Origin of the sequence: Streptomyces sp. NPDC090445 (assembly GCF_044769385.1) — a bacterium.
Lineage (GTDB): Bacteria > Actinomycetota > Actinomycetes > Streptomycetales > Streptomycetaceae > Streptomyces.
The window spans coordinates 484,032-501,847 of sequence record NZ_JBIVXV010000003.1 but is presented as its reverse complement, the minus strand read 5'-3'; the positions used below and the strand labels follow the sequence as shown (position 1 = coordinate 501,847).

The window sequence follows — 17,816 nt, the reverse complement described above, 5'->3', positions numbered from 1 at the left end:
CCGGTCGGCATCCGGGGAACCCGTACGCACCCCGGTTTCCGGGAGCCGGCCCGGCCGAAACCCCCGCGCGCGGCGCCGCCGGCCTCTACCGTGCCCTGCAGGGACCGGGCGAGGGCGAGCGACGGGAAGGCGGCGGGGCCGGTGGACGAGGAAGAAGACCTGCGGCTGGCGAGGATGACCCCGGAGATCTCGCGCCGCACCCTGGTCATGCTGCGGGGCCTGGCCGGGCTGGAGCCGCCGGAGCGGGTGCCCGAGGACGCGATGGCCGTGGCCGACGAGATCCTCGCCGAGCACGGCACGGACGGGCTGCGCGTCCTGGTGATGACGCTGGCGTCCTGGGCGACGGCGCAGATCGAGAACGTGGCCGAGCTGAGCCGGCGCAGCCACGAGGCGGTGCTCGACGCGATGGAGCTGGCCTGCCTGGAGGCCAATGCCGAGGACTGACGGCAAACAGTGGCGCCGCCACCTGCCGCATTCGCGCGGGTGTCGGCCACACTGGGGTTAGCGGGGGGCCCTGATCGGAGGCCGTCGTGAGCACACCTTCCCCCATCCGAATCGCCGCAGTGCTCTCCGCCGAACACCGCGGCCGGCTGATGTCCCACGCGCGCGAGGTCAACTTCCCCGAGGGCGCGCGGATCTTCGACGAGGGCACCCCGTCCGAGTCGTTCTGGATCGTGCGCTCCGGCACGGTGACCCTGCAGGTCCCCGTGTCCGGCAGACGGCGGCCCGCCCCCGTCGAGAACCTCGGCCCCGGGGAGCTGGTCGGCTGGTCCTGGCTGTTCCCGCCGTACGTCTGGCAGCTCAGCGCGGAGGCGATGACCCCGGTACGCGCGTACGAGTTCGACGCGACCGCCGTGCGGATGCTCATGGACGCCGACCCGGCCTTCGGCTCCGCGGTCGGGCACTGGGTCGGGCGGGTGCTCGCGATGCGCCTCCAGCAGACCCGGACCCGGCTGCTCGACCTGTACGCCCCACACGCCGGAGCAGGTTTGTGAACACCGTGTAAACCTCCCGGCCAGGCCCGCTGGACAAAGGTTTCAGCGTGTGTGTTCGGCCGTTTCGAAGGCCTGCTTCCGCACAGGTCAGCGCCTTCACACGGCTGCGGACTGCATACATTCGCTCACGATCGGTGACGAAAAATCACGGTGTGGACGGGCGTTCGACGCCCGGGTCGGCAAGACTCCTGTCCGCTATCCGAAGCACCCACCCCAAGGAGTTCGAAATGCGGTTCATCGCACGGAGTCTCGGCCTCGGTTCCTCCGCCATGGCGCTCACCGCGCTCACCGCGCTGGCCTGGCCCGGAACCGCCGACGCCGCGCCGACCGGCACCGAGAGCGTCTACGCCCCCTCCGCCCTCGTCCTCGCCGTCACCGCCGGGGAGGACCCCGGGTACGGCACGGCGCTGCGCGCGGTGACCCTGTCCTGCTCGCCCACCCCGCGCGGCACCCACCCGTCCCCGGCCGCCGCCTGCGCCGAACTGCGTACGCACGCCGACGAGCTGGACGCGCTCGCCGAGCCCCTGCCCAACGTCGACTGCACGAGGGAGTGGAACCCCATGACGGTCACCGCCGACGGGGTCTGGCAGGGCCGCCGGATCAGCTACTCGTACACCTTCGCCAACCCGTGCGCCCTGCGGCACAGCAGCGGCACCCTGTTCGACTTCTGACCGGTCAGCCGAGTTCGAGGCTCGTCACCCCGTACAGCCCGGACAGTTCCAGGTCCGGCGCCGGCCCCGTGTACATGCGGGCGGCCTCGAAGACGGGGACCAGGCCGAGGCCCGCCACGAGCTCCGTGGCGGCCCGGTTCGCGTCGGGCACGTCCACGGCGACCACCCCGTCCGGGGTGTGCTCGGCGAGCCGGTGCAGCAGCGCGGCCGCGACCTGCGGGGTGGCCGCGTACAGCGGGCCGATCCGGGAGGCCCCGCTGCACGGGCGGACCACTCCGAGGCCCTCGATCCGGCCGTCGCGGACGGCGGCGAGGGCCGTCCGCCCGGGCAGCCCGGTCCAGGCCGACAGGAAGGAGTCGCGGGCCTCGGGGAAGAACCGGCGGTCGTACGCGGCGAGCAGGCCGAAGGGCAGCGCGGCGGCGTCTACCACCTCGAACCCCCCGGCGCCCGTCCCCCGGCCCGGGCCCGCACCCTGCAGCCGGCCCTCGTGGCGGACGTTGTTCCAGGCCGGCAGGAAGCCGGACTTCCGGTAGTTGTCCTGCTGTTCGACCACCCCGTCGAGGCCGACGAGCCGTCCGGCCAGCCGGTCCATGCCGGCGTGCCAGAGCCGGATCCCGTACCCCTGGCCGCGGAAGGAGGGGTTCGCGATGTAGAAGCCGATGAACCCGAAGCCGGACCCGTACCGCACGGCCGAGATGCAGGCCGCCGGTTCGCCGTCGACCCGGCCGATGAGGAAGCCTCCCGGATCGGCGACCGCGAACGCGAACCGGTCGGAGTCGCCCGGGTTCCAGCCCTCGGCATCGGCCCAGGTGCGCATCAGTTCCATGTCGGCGGCGCTCGCGCCGGTGATCTCGAATCCCGTCATGCGCCGTGTTGTACCAGATGCGCGAGAGGCCGTCAGGAGCGCCGATCAGCCGTCAGCAGCCGTCAAAAGCCGTGCGAAGGCCGCCAAATCGACGGCCCGGTGGACATCGCTCACCTGTGCGTCACCCACTTCGACGACCCGCCAGACGCCGTCGGCGCGCAGCGCGAGGTCGGTCGTGACGAAGGGGCAGTCCAGCGCCTCGACGGCGGCGCGCACCGGTTCGAGCTCCTGCGGGCCGGGCTGCGCCCCGCCTCCGGCCCCGCCCGGTCCTGCGCAGGCGCCGGCCGGGCTGTCGGGGTGCGGGGTGACCAGCCGCGGGACACCGTCCCGCCACCACACGCGGATCTCCCCGGGCGCCTCGGCCGGTCCCGGCCCGGGAGCGCCGAACGGCTCGAAGGCGCGCAGGACCACGCCGCCGGCGAGGAACTCGCCCTGGAGTTCGACGAACCGGCTGACCACGCGGTGCAGGGCGGCCCGGTCGGCGAGGTCGGGGATGTGGCAGGCCTCGTCCCACTCGTGCTTGCGGGACTTCACGTAGTCCTTGACCACCGCGGCCCCGGCCGGCAGCCCGGCGGCCAGGGCCGCGAGCCGCTCCGGTCCCGGAGCCCGGCCCGGAGCGGCGGGAAGCCAGCGGCTGGCCGGGGTGAGCCCGTCGAACGTGGCGTACCAGCCGGGGAGTTCGTGGGCGCGCCGGTAGCGGGACGGGTCGGTGAGGAGCCGGGCGCCGCGCGGCCGCAGTGCCGCGTCGAACTCGGCGTACCGGTCGGCGGGGAGCATCCAGCCGCGGTACCACAGCGGTCCCGCCCCCGCGGGTACGCGGGCGACGGCGCGTTCGGCGTCCCCGGCCGCCAGCGCGTCGTGGTCGACGAGGTGGACGGCGGCGCCGTCGGTGCGCAGCTGCCGGGCCTCCGTCGCGAAGTGGGCGTCGACCCGGCGTTCGTTCAGCGGATCGGAGCAGTACAGGACGGTGGTCGGCATGCGGCCAGCCTACGGGGGCCGCCGCCGACCCCGTGCCGGCGGTCAGCCCGCGCAGATGACGTCGTCGAGCGTGATCGGCTGCGAGTCGAGGCGTACGTACGCCGTGAAGGTGTCGGTGGTGCCGGCGTCCCAGTGGGTGGTGACGGTGGCCCAGCCGACATTGGCCATCTGGGCGACGGTCACCGGGCCGACGGCGATGCTCCGCGGTTCCTGCGGGGCGCAGAGCAGTATGTCGAGGCTCCGGCTCACTGCCTGTCTGTCCTTGAGGTGCTGCGAGACCCGCTGGGACCGGTCGTGGTCGGAGGGGCCGTGGTGTCCGTAGAAGGTGGTGAGGAAGCGGCTGATGTCGGCGGCGGTGTGCCGGTACCGGGCGTGCGCCGGGGCCGGGTCGGCAGCGGCGGCGAATGAGGACGGGGCCGGCAGCGCGAGCAGGCTGAGCAGCGCGGCGCCGACACCGTACGGCATGAGTCTCATGCCGCATGTGTAACCGGCGGGGCACGGCGCGGGCCGGGGCGGGCGCCGGATCTCACTCCGGTGGAGGGCGGGATTCACCGCAGGGGGATTCCCGCGGGACGGCGGCGCCCGGCCGGGGCCTGCGCCAATCCGGTCGCGGTCCGGCCCCGGTGGTCCGTAGGGTCGGGGCATGGGTAAGCCGCTTGTCGCAGTGTTCAGTGGGGCCGGGATGTCCACCGACTCCGGGATTCCGGACTACCGGGGGCCGCAGGGGTTGTGGCGCCGGGAGCCCGATGCCGAGAAGCTCGTGACGTACGCGTACTACATGGCGGATCCGGAGATCCGGCGCCGGTCCTGGCTGATGCGCGCCGAGATCGGGGCGCTCGCCGCCCGGCCGAACGCGGCGCACCGGGCCGTCGCCGAGCTGGAGCGCGGCGGCACGCCGGTGCGGGTGATCACCCAGAACGTGGACGGGCTGCACCAGCTGGCCGGGGTGCCGGCGCGGAAGGTGCTGGAGCTGCACGGTACCGCCCGGGAGGTGGTCTGCACGGCCTGCGGCGCCCGCTCGGGGATGGACGTGGCGCTGGAGCGGGTCGCCGCCGGTGAGCCGGACCCGTCCTGTACGGCCTGCGGCGGGATCCTCAAGGCGGCGACCGTGATGTTCGGGCAGAACCTCGATCCGGAGGTGCTGGCGCAGGCGGTGGCCATCGCCAAGGGCTGCCACGTGTTCATCGCGGTCGGGTCCACGCTGCAGGTGCAGCCCGCTGCCTCGCTGGCCGGGATGGCCGCCGAGGCGGGGGCCCGCCTGATCATCGTGAACGCGGAGGAGACCCCGTACGACCCCCTCGCCGACGAGGTGGTCCGCGAGCCGATCGGCACCGCCCTGCCGGCGCTGCTGGCCCGGATCGCCGGCTGAGCCCGCGCGGCCGTCCCGGGCCGGCCGCGCCTGCCGTCCTTGAACACGGACAGGTAGGAGTCGGCGGCGGCCTCCGCATTGCCGTCGAGCCACAGGCACGTGGTGAAGCCGTTGCTGCTCATGACTGCCTCCAGGCGGGGCGGGTGGGCGGTCGGGGTGCGCGGGGCACCCCCTTCTCCCACTACAGACCCGCCCCGGGCCCGATGTTCATCGGTGGGCCCGGGGCGGATCTGCTCAGTGCCTGGAATGCACTCCTTCGGCTCAGGCCTCCGGGTTCGCACCCTTCTCCAGCATCCGGTCGACGACGCGCTCGGTGGCCCGGCCGTCGTCGAGGTCGCAGAACTCGGCGCGGAACGCGGCCCGCGCCTCCTTGTACTCCTCGCAGAGGGCGTCGGCGTTCCGGACGGCCTCGATCAGGCTCGCCGAGTCGGCGAGCATCGGGCCGGGCGCCTTCTCCTCCAGGTCGAAGTTCAGGCCGCGCAGCGTGCTCCGGTAGTGCTGCAGGTCGTACGTGAAGAGCAGGATCGGCCGGTCGGTGACCGCGAAGTCGAACAGCACGGAGGAGTAGTCCGAGACCAGCACGTCGGCGACGAGGAGCAGGTCCGTCGCGTCCGGCCAGCGGGACACGTCGACGACGAAGCCGTCCCGGCCCTGGTCGCGGACCTGCTCGGTGACGCGGTGGTGGCCGCGGATCAGCAGGACGTGGTCCTCGCCGAGCGCCTCGCGGGCCGCGTCGAGGTCGATCTGCAGGTCGAGCTTGTAGCCGCCGGAGAAGCTCTCGCGGTTCTCCCGCCAGGTCGGCATGTACAGGACGACCTTCTTGCCGTCGGGCAGGCCCAGCCGCCGCTTGACCTCGGCGATCCGCTCGGCGTCGGGCCGGACGAGCGCGTCGGTGCGCGGGCTTCCGGACTCGACGATCTCGCCCTTGTAGCCGAGGGCGCGCTTCAGGAGCGGCGTGGCGTACGAGCTCGGGGAGGCGAGCAGCGACCACTGGGCGCTGTCGTGCTCCAGGCCGTCCAGGACATCGGGGCTGGTGTAGTAGTCGTGGATGAAGTCGTGGCCGATCTCCTTGATCGGCGTTCCGTGCCAGGTCTGGACGACGACCTGGCCGGCACGGCGCCGGAAGCGGCGCGCCACGCTGTCGTTCAGCACGTAGTAGCGGGCACGGGCCAGGGCGTCCCAGGCCTCGACGCTGTCGTACTCCACGGCGCGGGCGGTCGGCGGGACCTCGGCGCGGCCGTCGCGGACCAGCCAGAGGTGCTCCAGCTTCTCGCCGCGGCGCACCAGTTCCTCGTGGATGGCGCGCGGCGCGTCGCCGGCCGCCTGCCCCTGGAAGGTGTCGTAGACGACGATGTCCTTGAGGGGCAGGGCGCGGCGCGCCGGGTACGTCTCGTCGCGCAGGACGCGCTGGGCGTACCGGGAGCGGTCGTGCGGGGTGAGCATCTCGTCCGCGACGAGCGCCATCCGGTCGTAGAAGCGGGCTTCGATCCGGATCCGGCGGCCGTACACGGTGAGGCCGACGGGGCCGGCCTGGAGGGCGCCGGCGGCGAACTGGACCGGGGCGCCGCGCTCGACGCCGAGCAGGCCCGCGGTGGTGCCGGCCTCGGAGACCGGGCGCAGCGTCGGCCACCAGCGGCCGTGGGGCAGGGTGGCGCGGCCGGCGTAGGACTCGGGCAGGACGGGCTCGAAGACGGCCTCGAACCGGTCGCCGTCACGGGTGAGGGGGTAGCTGAACTCGGTGCCGTACGCGTTGTGGAAGACCAGCTCGTACGGCTCGTCCACGGGTGCGGTGAAGCGGCCGCGCACGGTGAAGGCGCCGTCCTGCGCGGAGACCTCGTCGATCAGCGGCGGGGAGGGCTGCACGGAGAGGGTCAGGTGACCGCTGTTGCCGCGCTTGGCGAAGACGGTGCGGCCGGTGTCGCCGCCGGGCAGCGGGAGGACCAGGCCGGTGAAGCCTCCGCGCTCGTCGTGTACGAGGCGGTGCTCCTTGCCGTCGGTGCCGGTGACGGCCAGGCTCCACGGCTCGGGGGACCACTCGCCGGGCGCGACCTCGGCGTCCGGTACGGCGGCCAGGTCGGCCAGCGGCACGCGCACGGTGAACGGGACCCGGCCGGCGCCGGTGGCCGCGGCGGTCTCCAGGGGGAAGGTGAGGACGGTGCCGCTGGAGACGTGCTCGGCGCGCAGGGTCGCGCCGGAGCCCCCGAGCTCGGCGGCGATCTCGCCGGCGATCTCGACGGAGTCGTCGCCGCCGGGGCGGACGTCGAGGGCGCGGGCCCGGACGACCTCGACCTGGATGGTCAGGGAGCCCTGGGCGTTGGGCACGATGCGGACGTCCGGGGCCACCCAGTGGGCGGGCGGGTTCTGGCCGCTGTCGGCCTCACCGCCCTTGAGGCGGGCGCGGTGGAGGCCGCCGGCGCCGGTGACGGCGATGGAGGTGGTCCATATGCCGTCGCGCCAGGTGCCGCCGGACTGGAAGACGCTCGGGTCGACGACGGCGGTGAAGCCGGCCCAGTCGGCGTGGCGCAGGGCGAGGTGCGCGACGTTCACGGTGGCCATCGGGGAGGCGACCGTGCGGGTGTTCACGACGGTGCGGCGGCGCTTGCCGCCCTCGCGGAAGACCAGCACCTTGCGGGAGGCGAGGCGGTTCTCGGCGCCGAGGTGGCCGGGGACGGCGTAGCCGCGCAGCAGCAGCTTGCCCTCCCTCCAGACGGCCTGCTCCAGGCGGCTGACGACGCGGAGCTCGCGGGAGCCGAGGGTGAGGAGCTTGGCGGGGACCGGCGGACGGCCCTGCAGGAACGGGTAGTCGGCCTGCGGGCGCGCCAGGCCCTTCGCCGGGACGCTGTAGGAGTAGTTGCGCTGGTGGTCCGTGAGGGCGATGAAGTCCTCGACGCGGCCCTCGCTGGCGAGGTACGCCTTGAGCCGGTCGGCGACGGTGAGGCCGGACCAGGGGGCGGTGCCGATCTCGCGGACGAGGCCGCCGACCTCCTTGACGAAGGCGGCGCGGAACTCGGGGCCGCCCTCGCCGACGTACTTGTAGATGAGCGGGAGCTCCTCGCTCAGCACGTTGTGGTCGTAGTCACGCAGGTAGCGGAGGTACTTGGCGCCCTGCTTGCCCTGGAGGGCCTCGCGGACCAGGCGGATGGAGGTGACGCGGTCGATGACGGAGACCGGGTCGGTGGAGCGCTGGGTGATGGAGCGCTCGCCGGTCTCGCGGACGCGCCAGTGGTAGACGCACTCGCTGAGGATGTCGACGCTGGACGCGAAGTAGTGCGCCGGGATGCTGACGGGCGCGTCCTCGTAGAGGATGCCCTCCGGGTACTGGAAGTCGTGCTCGTCCCAGAAGCTGCGGCGGTAGACCTTGTTCCAGGCGGTGCGGTCGGTGACGAGCTCCGGGAACTTGGAGATGTGGGTCTTCAGCCGCGTCTTCGCGAAGGCGGCCCGGTGACCCCAGGACTGCTGCATGCCGACGGAGCGGAAACGCTGGACGTTGCCGCCGGCGAAGTCGGATCCGGTCTCGTCGAGGGCGGCGATCAGGCGCTCGTACGCGTAGTCCGGCATGGTGTCGTCACTGTCGACGAAGGCCAGGTACTCGGTGCCCTCGGTGAGGTGCCGGGCACCCACGTTGCGGGCGGCGCCGAGGCCGGCATTCTGCTGCAGGACGACCCGGAACCGCTTGTCCCGCGCGGCGAAGGCCTTGGCGATGGCGGCGCTGTTGTCCGTGGAACCGTCGTCGACCAGGACACATTCGAAGTCGGCGAAGGTCTGTGCGGCGATGGACTCCAGGCACTCGTCGAGGTAGAGCTCGACGTTGTAGACAGGGACGACGATGCTCAGGCGCGGGGGCATGGGTGGCGGGTTCTCCAGCGAATCAAACTCTTTGGATGATCAGAGGTTGAGAGCATCCTACTCGGTTACAGGATGATAAAGTCCCCCCATCCTGGACATTTGCCATCGTCGACCGGGACGGACGGCAAAGATTTCAGCCGCCCGCCACCTCGGCGTCGATGTTCGACCGAACGTTCGCTCAGACTTCGAGCTCACTCTCGATCTTCTTGAGCTGGTGCCGGGCCATCGCGAGGTTGGCCCGGCCGCGGTCGAGCGCGAGGTAGAGGAAGAAGCCCTTGCTCCCGCGTCCCTTCAGCAGCCGGATCAGGTGGTACTGGCTGCCGAGGGTGATCAGGATGTCCTCGATCTCCTCCTTGAGTCCGAGCATGTCCATGGTGCGGACCTTGGCGCGCACCACGTCGGTGTTGCCCGCCGCGGCCACGCTGAGGTCGAGTTCCTTGCCGCCGCCGATGGTGCCGAGGGCCATGCCGCTGTCGTAGTCGACGAGGGCGGCGCCCAGGGCTCCGTCGATGACGGTGGTGGCTTCCTTGAGTGCGGTCTCCACACTGGCCATGATCCGGTTCCTTCCTTGTGTACGGGTTGCGCACGCGTCTGACGTGCGGTTCGCGGTCGTTCGGTTCTGCGGGTTCGGGTGTCTCGGGCGCCTCAGGCGGACGGGGACGGCGGCAGGGCCGGCGGCAGGGCCGGCCGCGCGGGTCCGCGGCGCCCGAGGACGCCGTCGATCAGCTCGGCGATGCGCAGGCTGGAGCGGCGGGCTTCGAGGTGGAGCCGGCCCACGTTGACGCGGGGCTCCGCGATCAGGGTGAGGACGGCGGCGTCGCCGGCGGCGTAGGTCGCCACGTAGCCGTGCTCGCCGCGGACGAGCAGCTCGCGGAAGCCGCCCTGGCCGGTGCTGTCGCTGAGCCGCTGGGCCACCCCGAGGGCGGCCGCGGTCAGGGCGGCGACGGCCTCGACCTCGATGGCGGCGCTGTCCTGGGCGAGGACCAGGCCGTCGGAGCTTCCCGCGAGGGCGCCGCTGAGCTGGGGGACCCGGGCCCGCAGCCGGCGGAGCTCGGCGAGTATCTCGGCTTCGGCCTCCGCGGGCATCATCGCCGTGCTCATGTCGGATTGCCTCCTTTCGGGCTGCCTCAGTTCGGAGCGGTCGGCGCGCTCGGAGCGGTCTGCGCGCTCGGCGCGCAGTGCCGGTCGCAGCGGGAGCCTCACAGGCTTGCCTCCAGTGCGTCGCGTAACCGGCGGAGCAGCGCCACGTCCGGGGATTGGGTCTGGGTCATCCAGTCGGGCAGGGTCGTCACGACGGGCGCCCGGGTCGGCGGGTGCGGGGTCTCCACGAGGCCCGCGGCCGCGAGGCGCCGCACGTCGAGCAGGGTGTGGAAGGCGGGCCGACCCAGGAACCAGGCCAGGTCCGCGGGGGTCCGGACGCCGTCCGAGTGGGCCAGCAGGAGCCGCTGGCGGGCCGTGACGGTCTGGCCGGGCGCGGCCGCGCGGGGCACCACGGGGGCGGTGTCCAGCTGCGGGTAGGGCCAGACCGCGTCGAGGAGTTCCCGGCGGCGCTGGGTCTCGCGCTCGACCGCGGCGGCCGGGACGGAGCGGACGGAGCCGATCCAGTGGGTGGCCCCGCGGCGGAACCGGGAGGGCCCGCTGCCCGGGGAGAGGGCGAAGAAGGCGGCGTCGAAGATCGCGGCGAGGTGGCAGATCTCCAGTTCGCCGCCGGCGAGGCCCCCGCTGTCCACGAGGAAGCGGGCGACCTGGCCGTGGGCGCCGGCCCGGTCGACGGCCTCGCGCCAGCGCTCCGGGGCGAGGGCGCCGCCGGTGGTGAGCAGGACGTCGAGGCCGGGGGTGGCCGGGCTCTCGGCGTGGACGACGCGGCCGTCCTGCAGGAAGAGCGTGCCGCGGTCGCGGAGCAGGGCGCCGGTGGCGCGCTCGGCGGCGAGTCGGGTGAGGAGGGGGGAGACAGCGGCGGCGGCTGTCGCTAAGGCGGTCATCTGAGTACCAGCCCCTCTGCGAGGGCCCTGAGTCGGTGGCGGGCGAGGGCCAGGTTGCCCTCGGTGCGGTCCAGCCAGAGGTGGAGGAAGACGCTGCTGTCGAAGCTGGTCTCGACGAAGCGGATCACGTGGTAGCCGGCCCGGGTCGTGACGATCACGTCCTCCACGGGCGGGCCGTCGGCTCCGAGGGCGGCGGCCTGGACCATCGCCGACGGGGCGGGCTGGGCGAAGGACTCGTACTCGGCGGCAGCCCTGGCCAGCTCCGCCGTCTCGGCGGCGGTGGTCTCGTGGTCGCCGACGGGCGACTCGCCGGCGGTGCCGAGGGCCAGTCCGCTGCTCCAGTCGACCAGGGCGGCCCCGCGCGCACCGGGCAGGGTCATGGCTTCGAGCAGGCATTCGTCGATCCCGGGCACGCGGGCTCCCCTCCCGACCGGATGTGCGAGGTGACGTCGTACGGCGCGACAGGGTCGTACGGCGCGACAGGGAGGAACCTACTCGCGTTCAGCGGCCCGGAAGGGCCATCTGGCATTTTCCGCGGGAACATGCACGGAAGAGCGCGACACCTTGGCCGGAACCCTTCGACTTCTGATCGGGATTGTTGATCACGGCCCGAACGCCGGGACCGGAGAGCCACGGGGGCGGCGGGGGATTCGAGCGCCCGACGCGAACGCGCATGGCCCGTCCGGGTGACCGCGACCGCCGCCGACCGACCCGACAGCGGTCCCGACTTGCATGTCACAGCACTTGCATGTCACTGCGCACACGCCACCGCACACACATCACTGCGTGTCCGTCACTGCGTGTGCGTCACTGCGTACACGTCACGAATGCCGGGAGCGGGGCGTCCTCGATCAGGCGGCGCGGCAGGGACAGGCCGAAGCGGCGCTCCAGCACCGCGAGGGTGCGCCGGTCCCGGTCGGCGCAGGGCTCGTCCTCGCGCCGGTCGTGGGAGCCGCCGTCGGCGGTGAGGATGCCGGCGGCGACGAGTTCGGGGAGCAGGTAGTCCGGCCGGTGGCCGCCGCGCCAGACCTCCTCGCCGAGGCCGAAGCAGCAGACCACCTCGCCGTCGCGGGCGTACGAGAACAGCTTGGGCGGATGGTCGGGCTGGGGGTCGAGGTGGAGGGCCTCCACCCCGCAGCGGGAGACCTCGGCCAGCCGTTCGGCGCCGGCCGGCACGCCGTGCTCGACGGCGAAGGACCAGCCGCCCCACCGGCCGACCCGGGCCACGCCGTCGCCGTCCACGGTCTCGGCGACCATGCTCCAGGCGTCGGCGGCGCCCAGCGGACCCGGCCGGATGCCGGGCAGCGCGCCCAGGCGCCGGGCGAGCTCCTCGGGGGCGATGCCCCGGGCGAAGGTGAGGCCGGCGTACCAGCCGTCCCAGTCGGCGAGCCACCGTATGGCGCCGCCTCGGTCCCCGGTCATGTCCACGGTCGTTCCTCCGCGCATCGTGCCGGCACTCCCCCGAACGGCACAATAGTCACTGTGCGGGGGATTCCGGGAGGAGTCGCTCGACCATCGAGTCGATGACACCCGCCATCGGATAGGCCTCCAGCATGGTGGGCACGGTCAGGTCGTCCACGATCAGCCCCAGCATCGCGAGGTAGAGCAGCAGTACGCCCTGCCGGTCCCCGGGCAGGCCCGCGTCCAGGTGCCAGGCGATGTTCGCCTCCAGCTCCGCGGCCTGGAACGCGGCCATCTCCGCCTGGAGCTCGGGGCGCCGGATACCTTCCAGGCGCAGCTCCAGCATCGCGATGTGCACGCTGCGCTCGCGCCGCATCCGCTCCAGCAGCAGCATGAGCAGCACCCTGGCGTCCAGTGGTGTGGGCAGGTCTGCCGGGTCGGGGGCGAGCCGCTCCCGGGTGCGGTGCAGGATCTGCCCGAGCAGCTGGGTCCGGTTGGCGAAGTAGTTCGAGGCGGTCCCGGTCGGCACGCCCGCCTCCGCGTCGACCGCCCGCAGGGTCAGGCCGCGCGAGCCCTCGCGCGCCAGGACTTCGATGGCGGCGTCGAGCAGCGCGGTGCGGCGCTCGGGATTGTGGCGCATGGGCGGTTCCTGACGGTGTGTGGGTGTGTGGGTGTGCTGATCACTGCACCGTGGCCACTCCACTCGCAGTGATTCGGACACGCTAGCGGACACGACGGATCCCGGCCCTCCCCACCGGTGCCCCTCACGTGTCACTCTGCCCCCCATGGAGCGGATCATCGAGGAGATTCGAGAGGAACTGTCCCGCCGGGTCGCCGTGACGGCGGACCGGCTCGCCGACCGGACGCTGGCCGAGGACCCCGCGTACGCCGCCCTGCTCGGCCGGGCCGAGCTGCGCGAGCGGATCCACCACAACCTGGCGCAGTCGGTCGAGGGGCTGGTCCGCAGCGCGCGCGGGCTGCCGGTGGAGCTCGGCGACGCCCGGGCCACCGGCACGCTCCGCGCCGAGCAGGGCCTGCCGCTCGCCTCGCTGCTGCACACCTATCGGCGGGGCGGCCGGCTGCTGTGGCACACCCTCACCGAGGCGGTGACCGCGCACGATCCGGCCGCGCTCCCCCGGCTGCTGCCGCTCGCCTCGGTGCTGTGGGACGTGGTGGACCAGTTGACGGACGCGGTGGCCGAGGCGTACCGCCGTACGGAGGCCGCGCGCTTCGACCGCGACCGGGAGCGCCGCGCGTCCCTGCTGGACGCCCTGCTCGACGGCGGGGGCCCGGCGGACGGCCCGGCGGCGTCGGAGGCCGCGGCCCAGCTGGGGCTGCCCGAGCGGGGCCGGTTCGCGGTGGTGGTGATCGGCTCGGGCGGCTCCGGGGGGCGCGGTGCCGAGCCGGCGGCGACGGGGCCGCGGGTGCTGTGGCGGGTCCGCGCCGACGGGGAGACCGGTCTGGTGGAGCTGGGCCGCCATCCGCTGGAGTCCGTACGGGACCTGCTGGCCCCGCTCGGGGTGCGGGCCGGGGTCAGCCCGGTCGTGGAGGCCCCGGGGGATCTGGCGCGGGCCCGGTGGCTGGCCGCGCTCGCGCTGCGCACCGCGCCCGCGTCGGCCGGGCCGCACACGGCGCTGCTGGACGAGCGGCTGCCGATGGCGCTCGTGGCCTCGCAGGCCGAACTGGCGTGCCGGCTGCGGCAGGTGGTGCTCGGCCCGGTGCTGGCGCTGCCCGCGGAGGACTGCCGCGTCCTGCTGACCACGCTGGGCACCTGGCTGGCCTGCCGGGGCTCGACGACGCAGGCCTCGCTGGTGCTGTACTGCCACCGCAACACCGTCTCCAACCGGCTGCGGCGCCTGGAGCACCTCACCGGCCGCTCGCTGTCCGATCCGGCGCACGTGGTGGAGCTGGCCCTGGCCCATGCGGCGGTCCTGCAGCGCACGGACGGCGGCCCCGCCCCCGCGCCGAAGCCCGCCGCCGTGCGGCCGCCCCACCGCCCCGCCTGACCGCCCGGCCGCGCGGGGCGGTGCGGGGCAGGGGCAGGGGGTGGTTCAGGGGCCGGGCCGGGACGCCTGCCGCGGCCGGGCCGAGGCGAGGAGGTAGGGGACGTCGATCACGGCGACGCCCGGGGTGAACAGTAGACGGGCCTTCAGGCGCAGGGCGTTCTGGTTGTGCAGGGGCTGCTCCCACCAGTGGCCCACCACGAACTCGGGGATGACGACGGAGAGCATGTCCGTGCCCTCCGCGGCGGCCAGTTCCTGGACGTGCGCGAGGACCGGCGCGATCACCTCGCGGTACGGGGAGTGCAGGATCTTCAGCGGCACGCCGGGGTCGTGGCGCGCCCATGCCTCGCGCAGCCGGCGGGCCTCGTCCTCGTCGGCGGCGACCGTGACGGCGGTCAGGGTGTCCGGGTGCAGGCCCTGTGCGTAGCCGAGGGCCTGCAGGGTCGGGGCGTGCACGGCGGAGACCAGGACCAGGACGTGGTGGCGGGCGGGCTTGTGCGGCCGGGCTTCCGCGGCGACGGCGACCTGGACGGCGACCCGGTCGTAGTGGCGGCGGACCGCTTTCATGCCGAGGAAGAGCAGCGGCATCGCGATGACGACCAGCCAGGCGCCGTGGGTGAACTTCGTGACGAGGACGATGACCAGGACGAGGCCGGTCAGGGCCGCGCCGACGGCGTTGATGGCGAGCCGCCGGTGGATGTGGACCCGCTGCCGCCGCGGGGTGGCCGGTGAGGCGAGCTCGCGCCGCCAGTGCCGGACCATGCCCGCCTGGGAGAGGGTGAAGGAGACGAAGACGCCGATGATGTAGAGCTGGATGAGGCGGGTCAGCTGGGCGTCGAAGGCGACGATCAGGGCGATCGCGGTGAGCGCGAGCAGGACGATGCCGTTGGAGTAGACGAGCCGGTCGCCGCGGTTGAAGAGCTGGCGGGGCGCGTACCGGTCCCGGGCCAGGATCGAGGCGAGCATGGGGAAGCCGTTGAAGGCGGTGTTGGCAGCGAGGATCAGCACGCCGGCGGTGGCGGCCTGGAGCAGGTAGAAGAGGAGGTGCCAGTCGCCGAAGGTGGCGCGGCCGATCTGGGCGAGCGCGGTGGACATCGGGGTGCCGGGGGGAAGGCCCAGTTCCGTCGGGTCGGCGGCGACGTGGACCCGGTAGGCCATGGCGAGGGCGGTGATCCCGAGGAACATGGTGACCGACAGGGCGCCCATCGCGGCCAGTGTGGTGGCGGCGTTGCGGCTCTTGGGCTTGCGGAAGGCGGGGACGCCGTTGCTGATCGCCTCGACGCCGGTCAGTGCCGTGCAGCCGGAGGCGAAGGCGCGCATCGCGAGGAGGACGACGCCCAGGCCGGTGAAGGTGCCGACGGCGGTGATCGGCAGGTCGGCGGATTCGGCGCGGATGGTGTCGCCGCTCGCGAGCCGGACCGCGGCGACGGCGAACATGAGGTAGATGACGGCGACGAAGCCGTAGGTGGGAACGGCGAAGACCCGCCCGGACTCCCGGACGCCGCGCAGGTTCATCACCGTCAGCAGCACCACGAACCCGACCGAGAGGGCCACTTCGTGGTCGCTGAGGGCGGGGAGCGCCGAGGTGATGGCGTCCACGCCGGAGACCACGGAGACGGCGACGGTCAGCACGTAGTCGACGAGCAGCGCGGCGGCGGCGGTGAGGGCGGCGCCCTGGCCGAGGTTCTCCGAGCTGACGACGTAGGCCCCGCCGCCGCCCGGGTAGGCGTGGCAGGTCTGCCGGTACGAGGCGACGACCACGATGAGGAGGAAGGCGATGGCCGCGGCCGCGTACCAGGCGAGGTGGAGCAGGGCGACACCGCCGAGGGCGAGGATGAGCAGGATCTCCTCGGTGGCGTAGGCCACGGAGGAGAGCGGGTCGCTGCAGAAGATCGGGAGGGCGAGCCGTTTGGGCAGCAGGGTCTCGCCCAGTCGTGCGGTGTCGAGCGGCTCACCCACCAGCACGCGCTTCGGATTGATTCGCCTCATTCAGGCATGATCATGCATTTTTCGAGGCATTTGCCCTCTTTCCGGGGTGGTGTTGGGCCGTGTTCTGCCGGGAGTCCGGCCAGTTCGGCGGCCCGGTCGGCCAGCCACAGGTCGTAGCGGGCACTCGGCGACTGGAGCAGGGAGCGCTGGAGCAGGCCCTCGATCCGGGTGAGCCGCTTGCGGGTGCCGGGCACGGAGATGCCGAGGGCGCCGGCCGTCGCGGCGAGCCGGGCGTCGTGGCGCAGCCAGACCCGTACGGTCTCAAGGGCGCCCGGCGGGGCGTCGGCCCCGGTCAGCGGTGCCAGCTGGGCGCGCGACCAGGCCGCCAGGTGCGGGTGGCGCAGTACGGCGTCCAGGCCGGGCGCGGCTCCGGCCGCGGGCGAGCACCCGGGCGCGGCTCCGGCCGCGGGCGGGTGCCCGGCGGGGGCCGGCGCCGGGGTCCGGGGCGGGCAGGCGCCGCCGGGGGTGAGCCGCAGCGCCAGCGAGAGCGCGGCCTGCTCCGGGAGCCGCGCGAGGTCCATGCCGAGGACGGACTCGACCAGGCGCAGCCGGCCCGCCAGGGTGTTGCGGTGGATCTTCAGCAGCCGGGTCGCGCGCGAGGAGAAGCTCAGCCAGGCGTGGGCGGTGGCCCGCAGCTCCTGCGCGCCCGGGTCCTGGGGCCGCCGGGGCGCGTACGCGTGCAGCGGCGCGAGGAGGGACTCGGCCCAGCCGGTCCCGGCCTCGCGGGCGGCCAGTTCCGGTTCGGGGGCGGGGCCGAAGCGGGCGTGGTGCCCGGCGCGGCCGCGGGCGACGGCCAGCGCGTGGAAGGCCTGGGTGTAGGCGGCCGGGGCCTCCCGCAGCGGCAGCTGCCCGCTGACCCCGACCACGCAGTCCGGGACCGCCGCGACCAGCGCCTCGGCCAGCGGGTCGGGCGCGGCGGAGGGGGCCGGCGGGCCGGTGGGGACGAAGGCGATCAGGTGGCGTGCGTACACCGGGCAGTGCACGATCCACGCCCGGCCGTCCGTCAGGTCCCGGCACACCCGGGTGACCTCGGCCCGCTGCGCCGCCCGGGATTCGACGACGTACATGCGCATCGGGTCGGGCAGGGACGGGGACAGGGTTTCGGCGATCTGGTGGGCAGTGGAGAGCCGGCCGGCCATCAGCAGGTGCAGGACGGCCTCGCGGGCCCGTGCCTCGGCGAGGTCGGCCCGCTCCGCGCGCCGCTCGGCCTCTTCGGCGCGCAGGACGAGCGCCAGCGGCACGGCCGCGTCCGCGAGCAGGGCCGGTGCGGCCGGGTCGTACGGCCGTTCCACCTGGGCGGCCAGGACGCGGCCGCGGCCGAGCGCGAACAGCAGCACGGCGGAGCCGTCGCCGTCCAGGACGGCCGACCGGACGCCACGGGCGGCGAGTTCCGCCGCGCCGCGCCGGGCGGGTTCCGGTGCGGTGCGGGACGCGTCGGGCGCGGCCGCCGTCCCGGGGTCCAGTACGCCGGTCCAGCCGCCGAGCCGGCCTGCGAGCCACTGCAGCAGTGCGGCCGAGCCGCCGGAGTGGGCGAGCCGGTGCACCTTGAGGACGTCCTCGGAGCGTGAGCCGGAGCGGGCGGGTTCGGCTGCCGCGGTCCGGGCGGGAACGGACGGCGGGGTCGGTGCGGGAACGGACGGCGGGGTCGGTGCGGGAGGGGTGGCCAATGCCGGGCTCCGTTCGGTGCGGGTGGCGCCGCCGCATTCAACCACCCGCC

Annotated in this window: 17 protein-coding genes; 5 read left to right on the top strand and 12 right to left on the bottom strand. The window is 73.9% G+C overall.

Annotated elements, in window-relative coordinates:
- Positions 1 to 141: 141 nt before the first annotated feature.
- The 3 genes from ACIQUT_RS10290 (at position 142) to ACIQUT_RS10280 (ending at position 1,666) form a co-directional block, all read left to right on the top strand.
- On the top strand, positions 142 to 444 hold the full coding sequence (locus tag ACIQUT_RS10290) for a hypothetical protein (protein ID WP_403561434.1): 303 nt from the start codon (positions 142 to 144) through the stop codon (positions 442 to 444).
- 86 nt (positions 445 to 530) lie between these two features.
- Complete coding sequence (locus ACIQUT_RS10285; protein ID WP_403561432.1) at positions 531 to 995, top strand: Crp/Fnr family transcriptional regulator; 465 nt, start codon at positions 531 to 533, stop codon at positions 993 to 995.
- Between the two features lie 227 nt (positions 996 to 1,222).
- A complete protein-coding gene (locus tag ACIQUT_RS10280; protein ID WP_403561430.1) occupies positions 1,223 to 1,666 on the top strand; it encodes an SSI family serine proteinase inhibitor in 444 nt (147 codons plus the stop codon).
- A 4-nt stretch (positions 1,667 to 1,670) separates the two neighbouring features.
- On the opposite strand, the gene ACIQUT_RS10275 is transcribed toward ACIQUT_RS10280, so the two are convergent.
- The 3 genes from ACIQUT_RS10275 to ACIQUT_RS10265 are packed head-to-tail and all read right to left on the bottom strand — an operon-like array spanning position 1,671 to position 3,983.
- The gene (locus ACIQUT_RS10275) at positions 1,671 to 2,531 is read right to left on the bottom strand and encodes a GNAT family N-acetyltransferase (protein WP_403561428.1); all 861 of its coding nucleotides are present in this window, start codon (positions 2,529 to 2,531) and stop codon (positions 1,671 to 1,673) included.
- A gap of 45 nt (positions 2,532 to 2,576) precedes the next feature.
- Complete coding sequence (locus ACIQUT_RS10270; RefSeq protein ID WP_403561426.1) at positions 2,577 to 3,509, bottom strand: ATP-grasp domain-containing protein; 933 nt, start codon at positions 3,507 to 3,509, stop codon at positions 2,577 to 2,579.
- 42 nt (positions 3,510 to 3,551) lie between these two features.
- Positions 3,552 to 3,983: a hypothetical protein gene (locus ACIQUT_RS10265; protein WP_403561424.1), complete on the bottom strand. Its 432-nt coding sequence runs from the start codon at positions 3,981 to 3,983 to the stop codon at positions 3,552 to 3,554.
- A 169-nt stretch (positions 3,984 to 4,152) separates the two neighbouring features.
- On the opposite strand from ACIQUT_RS10265, the gene ACIQUT_RS10260 reads away from it, so the two are divergent.
- A complete protein-coding gene (locus tag ACIQUT_RS10260) occupies positions 4,153 to 4,878 on the top strand; it encodes an SIR2 family NAD-dependent protein deacylase (protein WP_403561422.1) in 726 nt (241 codons plus the stop codon).
- 261 nt (positions 4,879 to 5,139) lie between these two features.
- Here the strand turns inward: ACIQUT_RS10260 and ACIQUT_RS10255 are convergent, their stop codons facing one another.
- The 7 genes from ACIQUT_RS10255 to ACIQUT_RS10225 form a co-directional block, all read right to left on the bottom strand.
- Complete coding sequence (locus ACIQUT_RS10255; RefSeq protein WP_403561421.1) at positions 5,140 to 8,724, bottom strand: CDP-glycerol glycerophosphotransferase family protein; 3,585 nt, start codon at positions 8,722 to 8,724, stop codon at positions 5,140 to 5,142.
- Between the two features lie 178 nt (positions 8,725 to 8,902).
- The gene (locus tag ACIQUT_RS10250) at positions 8,903 to 9,277 is read right to left on the bottom strand and encodes a hypothetical protein (protein WP_385422812.1); all 375 of its coding nucleotides are present in this window, start codon (positions 9,275 to 9,277) and stop codon (positions 8,903 to 8,905) included.
- Between the two features lie 92 nt (positions 9,278 to 9,369).
- A complete protein-coding gene (locus tag ACIQUT_RS10245; RefSeq protein WP_403561674.1) occupies positions 9,370 to 9,810 on the bottom strand; it encodes a roadblock/LC7 domain-containing protein in 441 nt (146 codons plus the stop codon).
- 113 nt (positions 9,811 to 9,923) lie between these two features.
- On the bottom strand, positions 9,924 to 10,706 hold the full coding sequence (locus tag ACIQUT_RS10240; RefSeq protein ID WP_403561419.1) for a transcriptional regulator: 783 nt from the start codon (positions 10,704 to 10,706) through the stop codon (positions 9,924 to 9,926).
- Entirely contained in the window at positions 10,703 to 11,119 is a 417-nt protein-coding gene (locus ACIQUT_RS10235) for a hypothetical protein (protein WP_403561417.1), read from the bottom strand. Before ACIQUT_RS10235 ends, ACIQUT_RS10240 begins: the two co-directional genes overlap by 4 nt.
- Before the next feature lie 394 nt (positions 11,120 to 11,513).
- Positions 11,514 to 12,128 (bottom strand): DUF6461 domain-containing protein, encoded by a 615-nt coding sequence (locus ACIQUT_RS10230; protein WP_403561415.1) that lies wholly within the window; start codon positions 12,126 to 12,128, stop codon positions 11,514 to 11,516.
- Between the two features lie 55 nt (positions 12,129 to 12,183).
- Positions 12,184 to 12,747 carry a TetR/AcrR family transcriptional regulator gene (locus ACIQUT_RS10225; RefSeq protein ID WP_403561414.1) on the bottom strand — a complete coding sequence of 188 codons (564 nt, stop codon included), beginning with the start codon at positions 12,745 to 12,747 and terminating at the stop codon, positions 12,184 to 12,186.
- 145 nt (positions 12,748 to 12,892) lie between these two features.
- On the opposite strand from ACIQUT_RS10225, the gene ACIQUT_RS10220 reads away from it, so the two are divergent.
- Positions 12,893 to 14,113 carry a PucR family transcriptional regulator gene (locus tag ACIQUT_RS10220; RefSeq protein WP_403561412.1) on the top strand — a complete coding sequence of 407 codons (1,221 nt, stop codon included), beginning with the start codon at positions 12,893 to 12,895 and terminating at the stop codon, positions 14,111 to 14,113.
- A gap of 45 nt (positions 14,114 to 14,158) precedes the next feature.
- Here ACIQUT_RS10220 and ACIQUT_RS10215 read toward each other — a convergent pair whose 3' ends face one another.
- Together ACIQUT_RS10215 and ACIQUT_RS10210 are read right to left on the bottom strand one after the other, a co-directional pair.
- Positions 14,159 to 16,099, bottom strand: coding sequence for an APC family permease (locus ACIQUT_RS10215; protein WP_403561410.1), 1,941 nt, complete (start codon positions 16,097 to 16,099; stop codon positions 14,159 to 14,161).
- Positions 16,096 to 17,766 (bottom strand): helix-turn-helix domain-containing protein, encoded by a 1,671-nt coding sequence (locus ACIQUT_RS10210; protein WP_403561408.1) that lies wholly within the window; start codon positions 17,764 to 17,766, stop codon positions 16,096 to 16,098. The genes ACIQUT_RS10215 and ACIQUT_RS10210 overlap by 4 nt, the downstream gene beginning before the upstream one ends.
- Positions 17,767 to 17,816: the final 50 nt, after the last annotated feature.

Coding starts and splice junctions, on each gene's coding strand:
- ACIQUT_RS10240 (WP_403561419.1), bottom strand. CDS start 10,706: ATGACCGCCTTAGCGACAGCCGCCGCCGCTGTCTCCCCCCTCCTCACC.
- ACIQUT_RS10230 (WP_403561415.1), bottom strand. CDS start 12,128: ATGACCGGGGACCGAGGCGGCGCCATACGGTGGCTCGCCGACTGGGAC.
- ACIQUT_RS10245 (WP_403561674.1), bottom strand. CDS start 9,810: ATGCCCGCGGAGGCCGAAGCCGAGATACTCGCCGAGCTCCGCCGGCTG.
- ACIQUT_RS10225 (WP_403561414.1), bottom strand. CDS start 12,747: ATGCGCCACAATCCCGAGCGCCGCACCGCGCTGCTCGACGCCGCCATC.
- ACIQUT_RS10250 (WP_385422812.1), bottom strand. CDS start 9,277: ATGGCCAGTGTGGAGACCGCACTCAAGGAAGCCACCACCGTCATCGAC.
- ACIQUT_RS10265 (WP_403561424.1), bottom strand. CDS start 3,983: ATGAGACTCATGCCGTACGGTGTCGGCGCCGCGCTGCTCAGCCTGCTC.
- ACIQUT_RS10260 (WP_403561422.1), top strand. CDS start 4,153: ATGGGTAAGCCGCTTGTCGCAGTGTTCAGTGGGGCCGGGATGTCCACC.
- ACIQUT_RS10270 (WP_403561426.1), bottom strand. CDS start 3,509: ATGCCGACCACCGTCCTGTACTGCTCCGATCCGCTGAACGAACGCCGG.
- ACIQUT_RS10215 (WP_403561410.1), bottom strand. CDS start 16,099: ATGAGGCGAATCAATCCGAAGCGCGTGCTGGTGGGTGAGCCGCTCGAC.
- ACIQUT_RS10220 (WP_403561412.1), top strand. CDS start 12,893: ATGGAGCGGATCATCGAGGAGATTCGAGAGGAACTGTCCCGCCGGGTC.
- ACIQUT_RS10275 (WP_403561428.1), bottom strand. CDS start 2,531: ATGACGGGATTCGAGATCACCGGCGCGAGCGCCGCCGACATGGAACTG.
- ACIQUT_RS10280 (WP_403561430.1), top strand. CDS start 1,223: ATGCGGTTCATCGCACGGAGTCTCGGCCTCGGTTCCTCCGCCATGGCG.
- ACIQUT_RS10255 (WP_403561421.1), bottom strand. CDS start 8,724: ATGCCCCCGCGCCTGAGCATCGTCGTCCCTGTCTACAACGTCGAGCTC.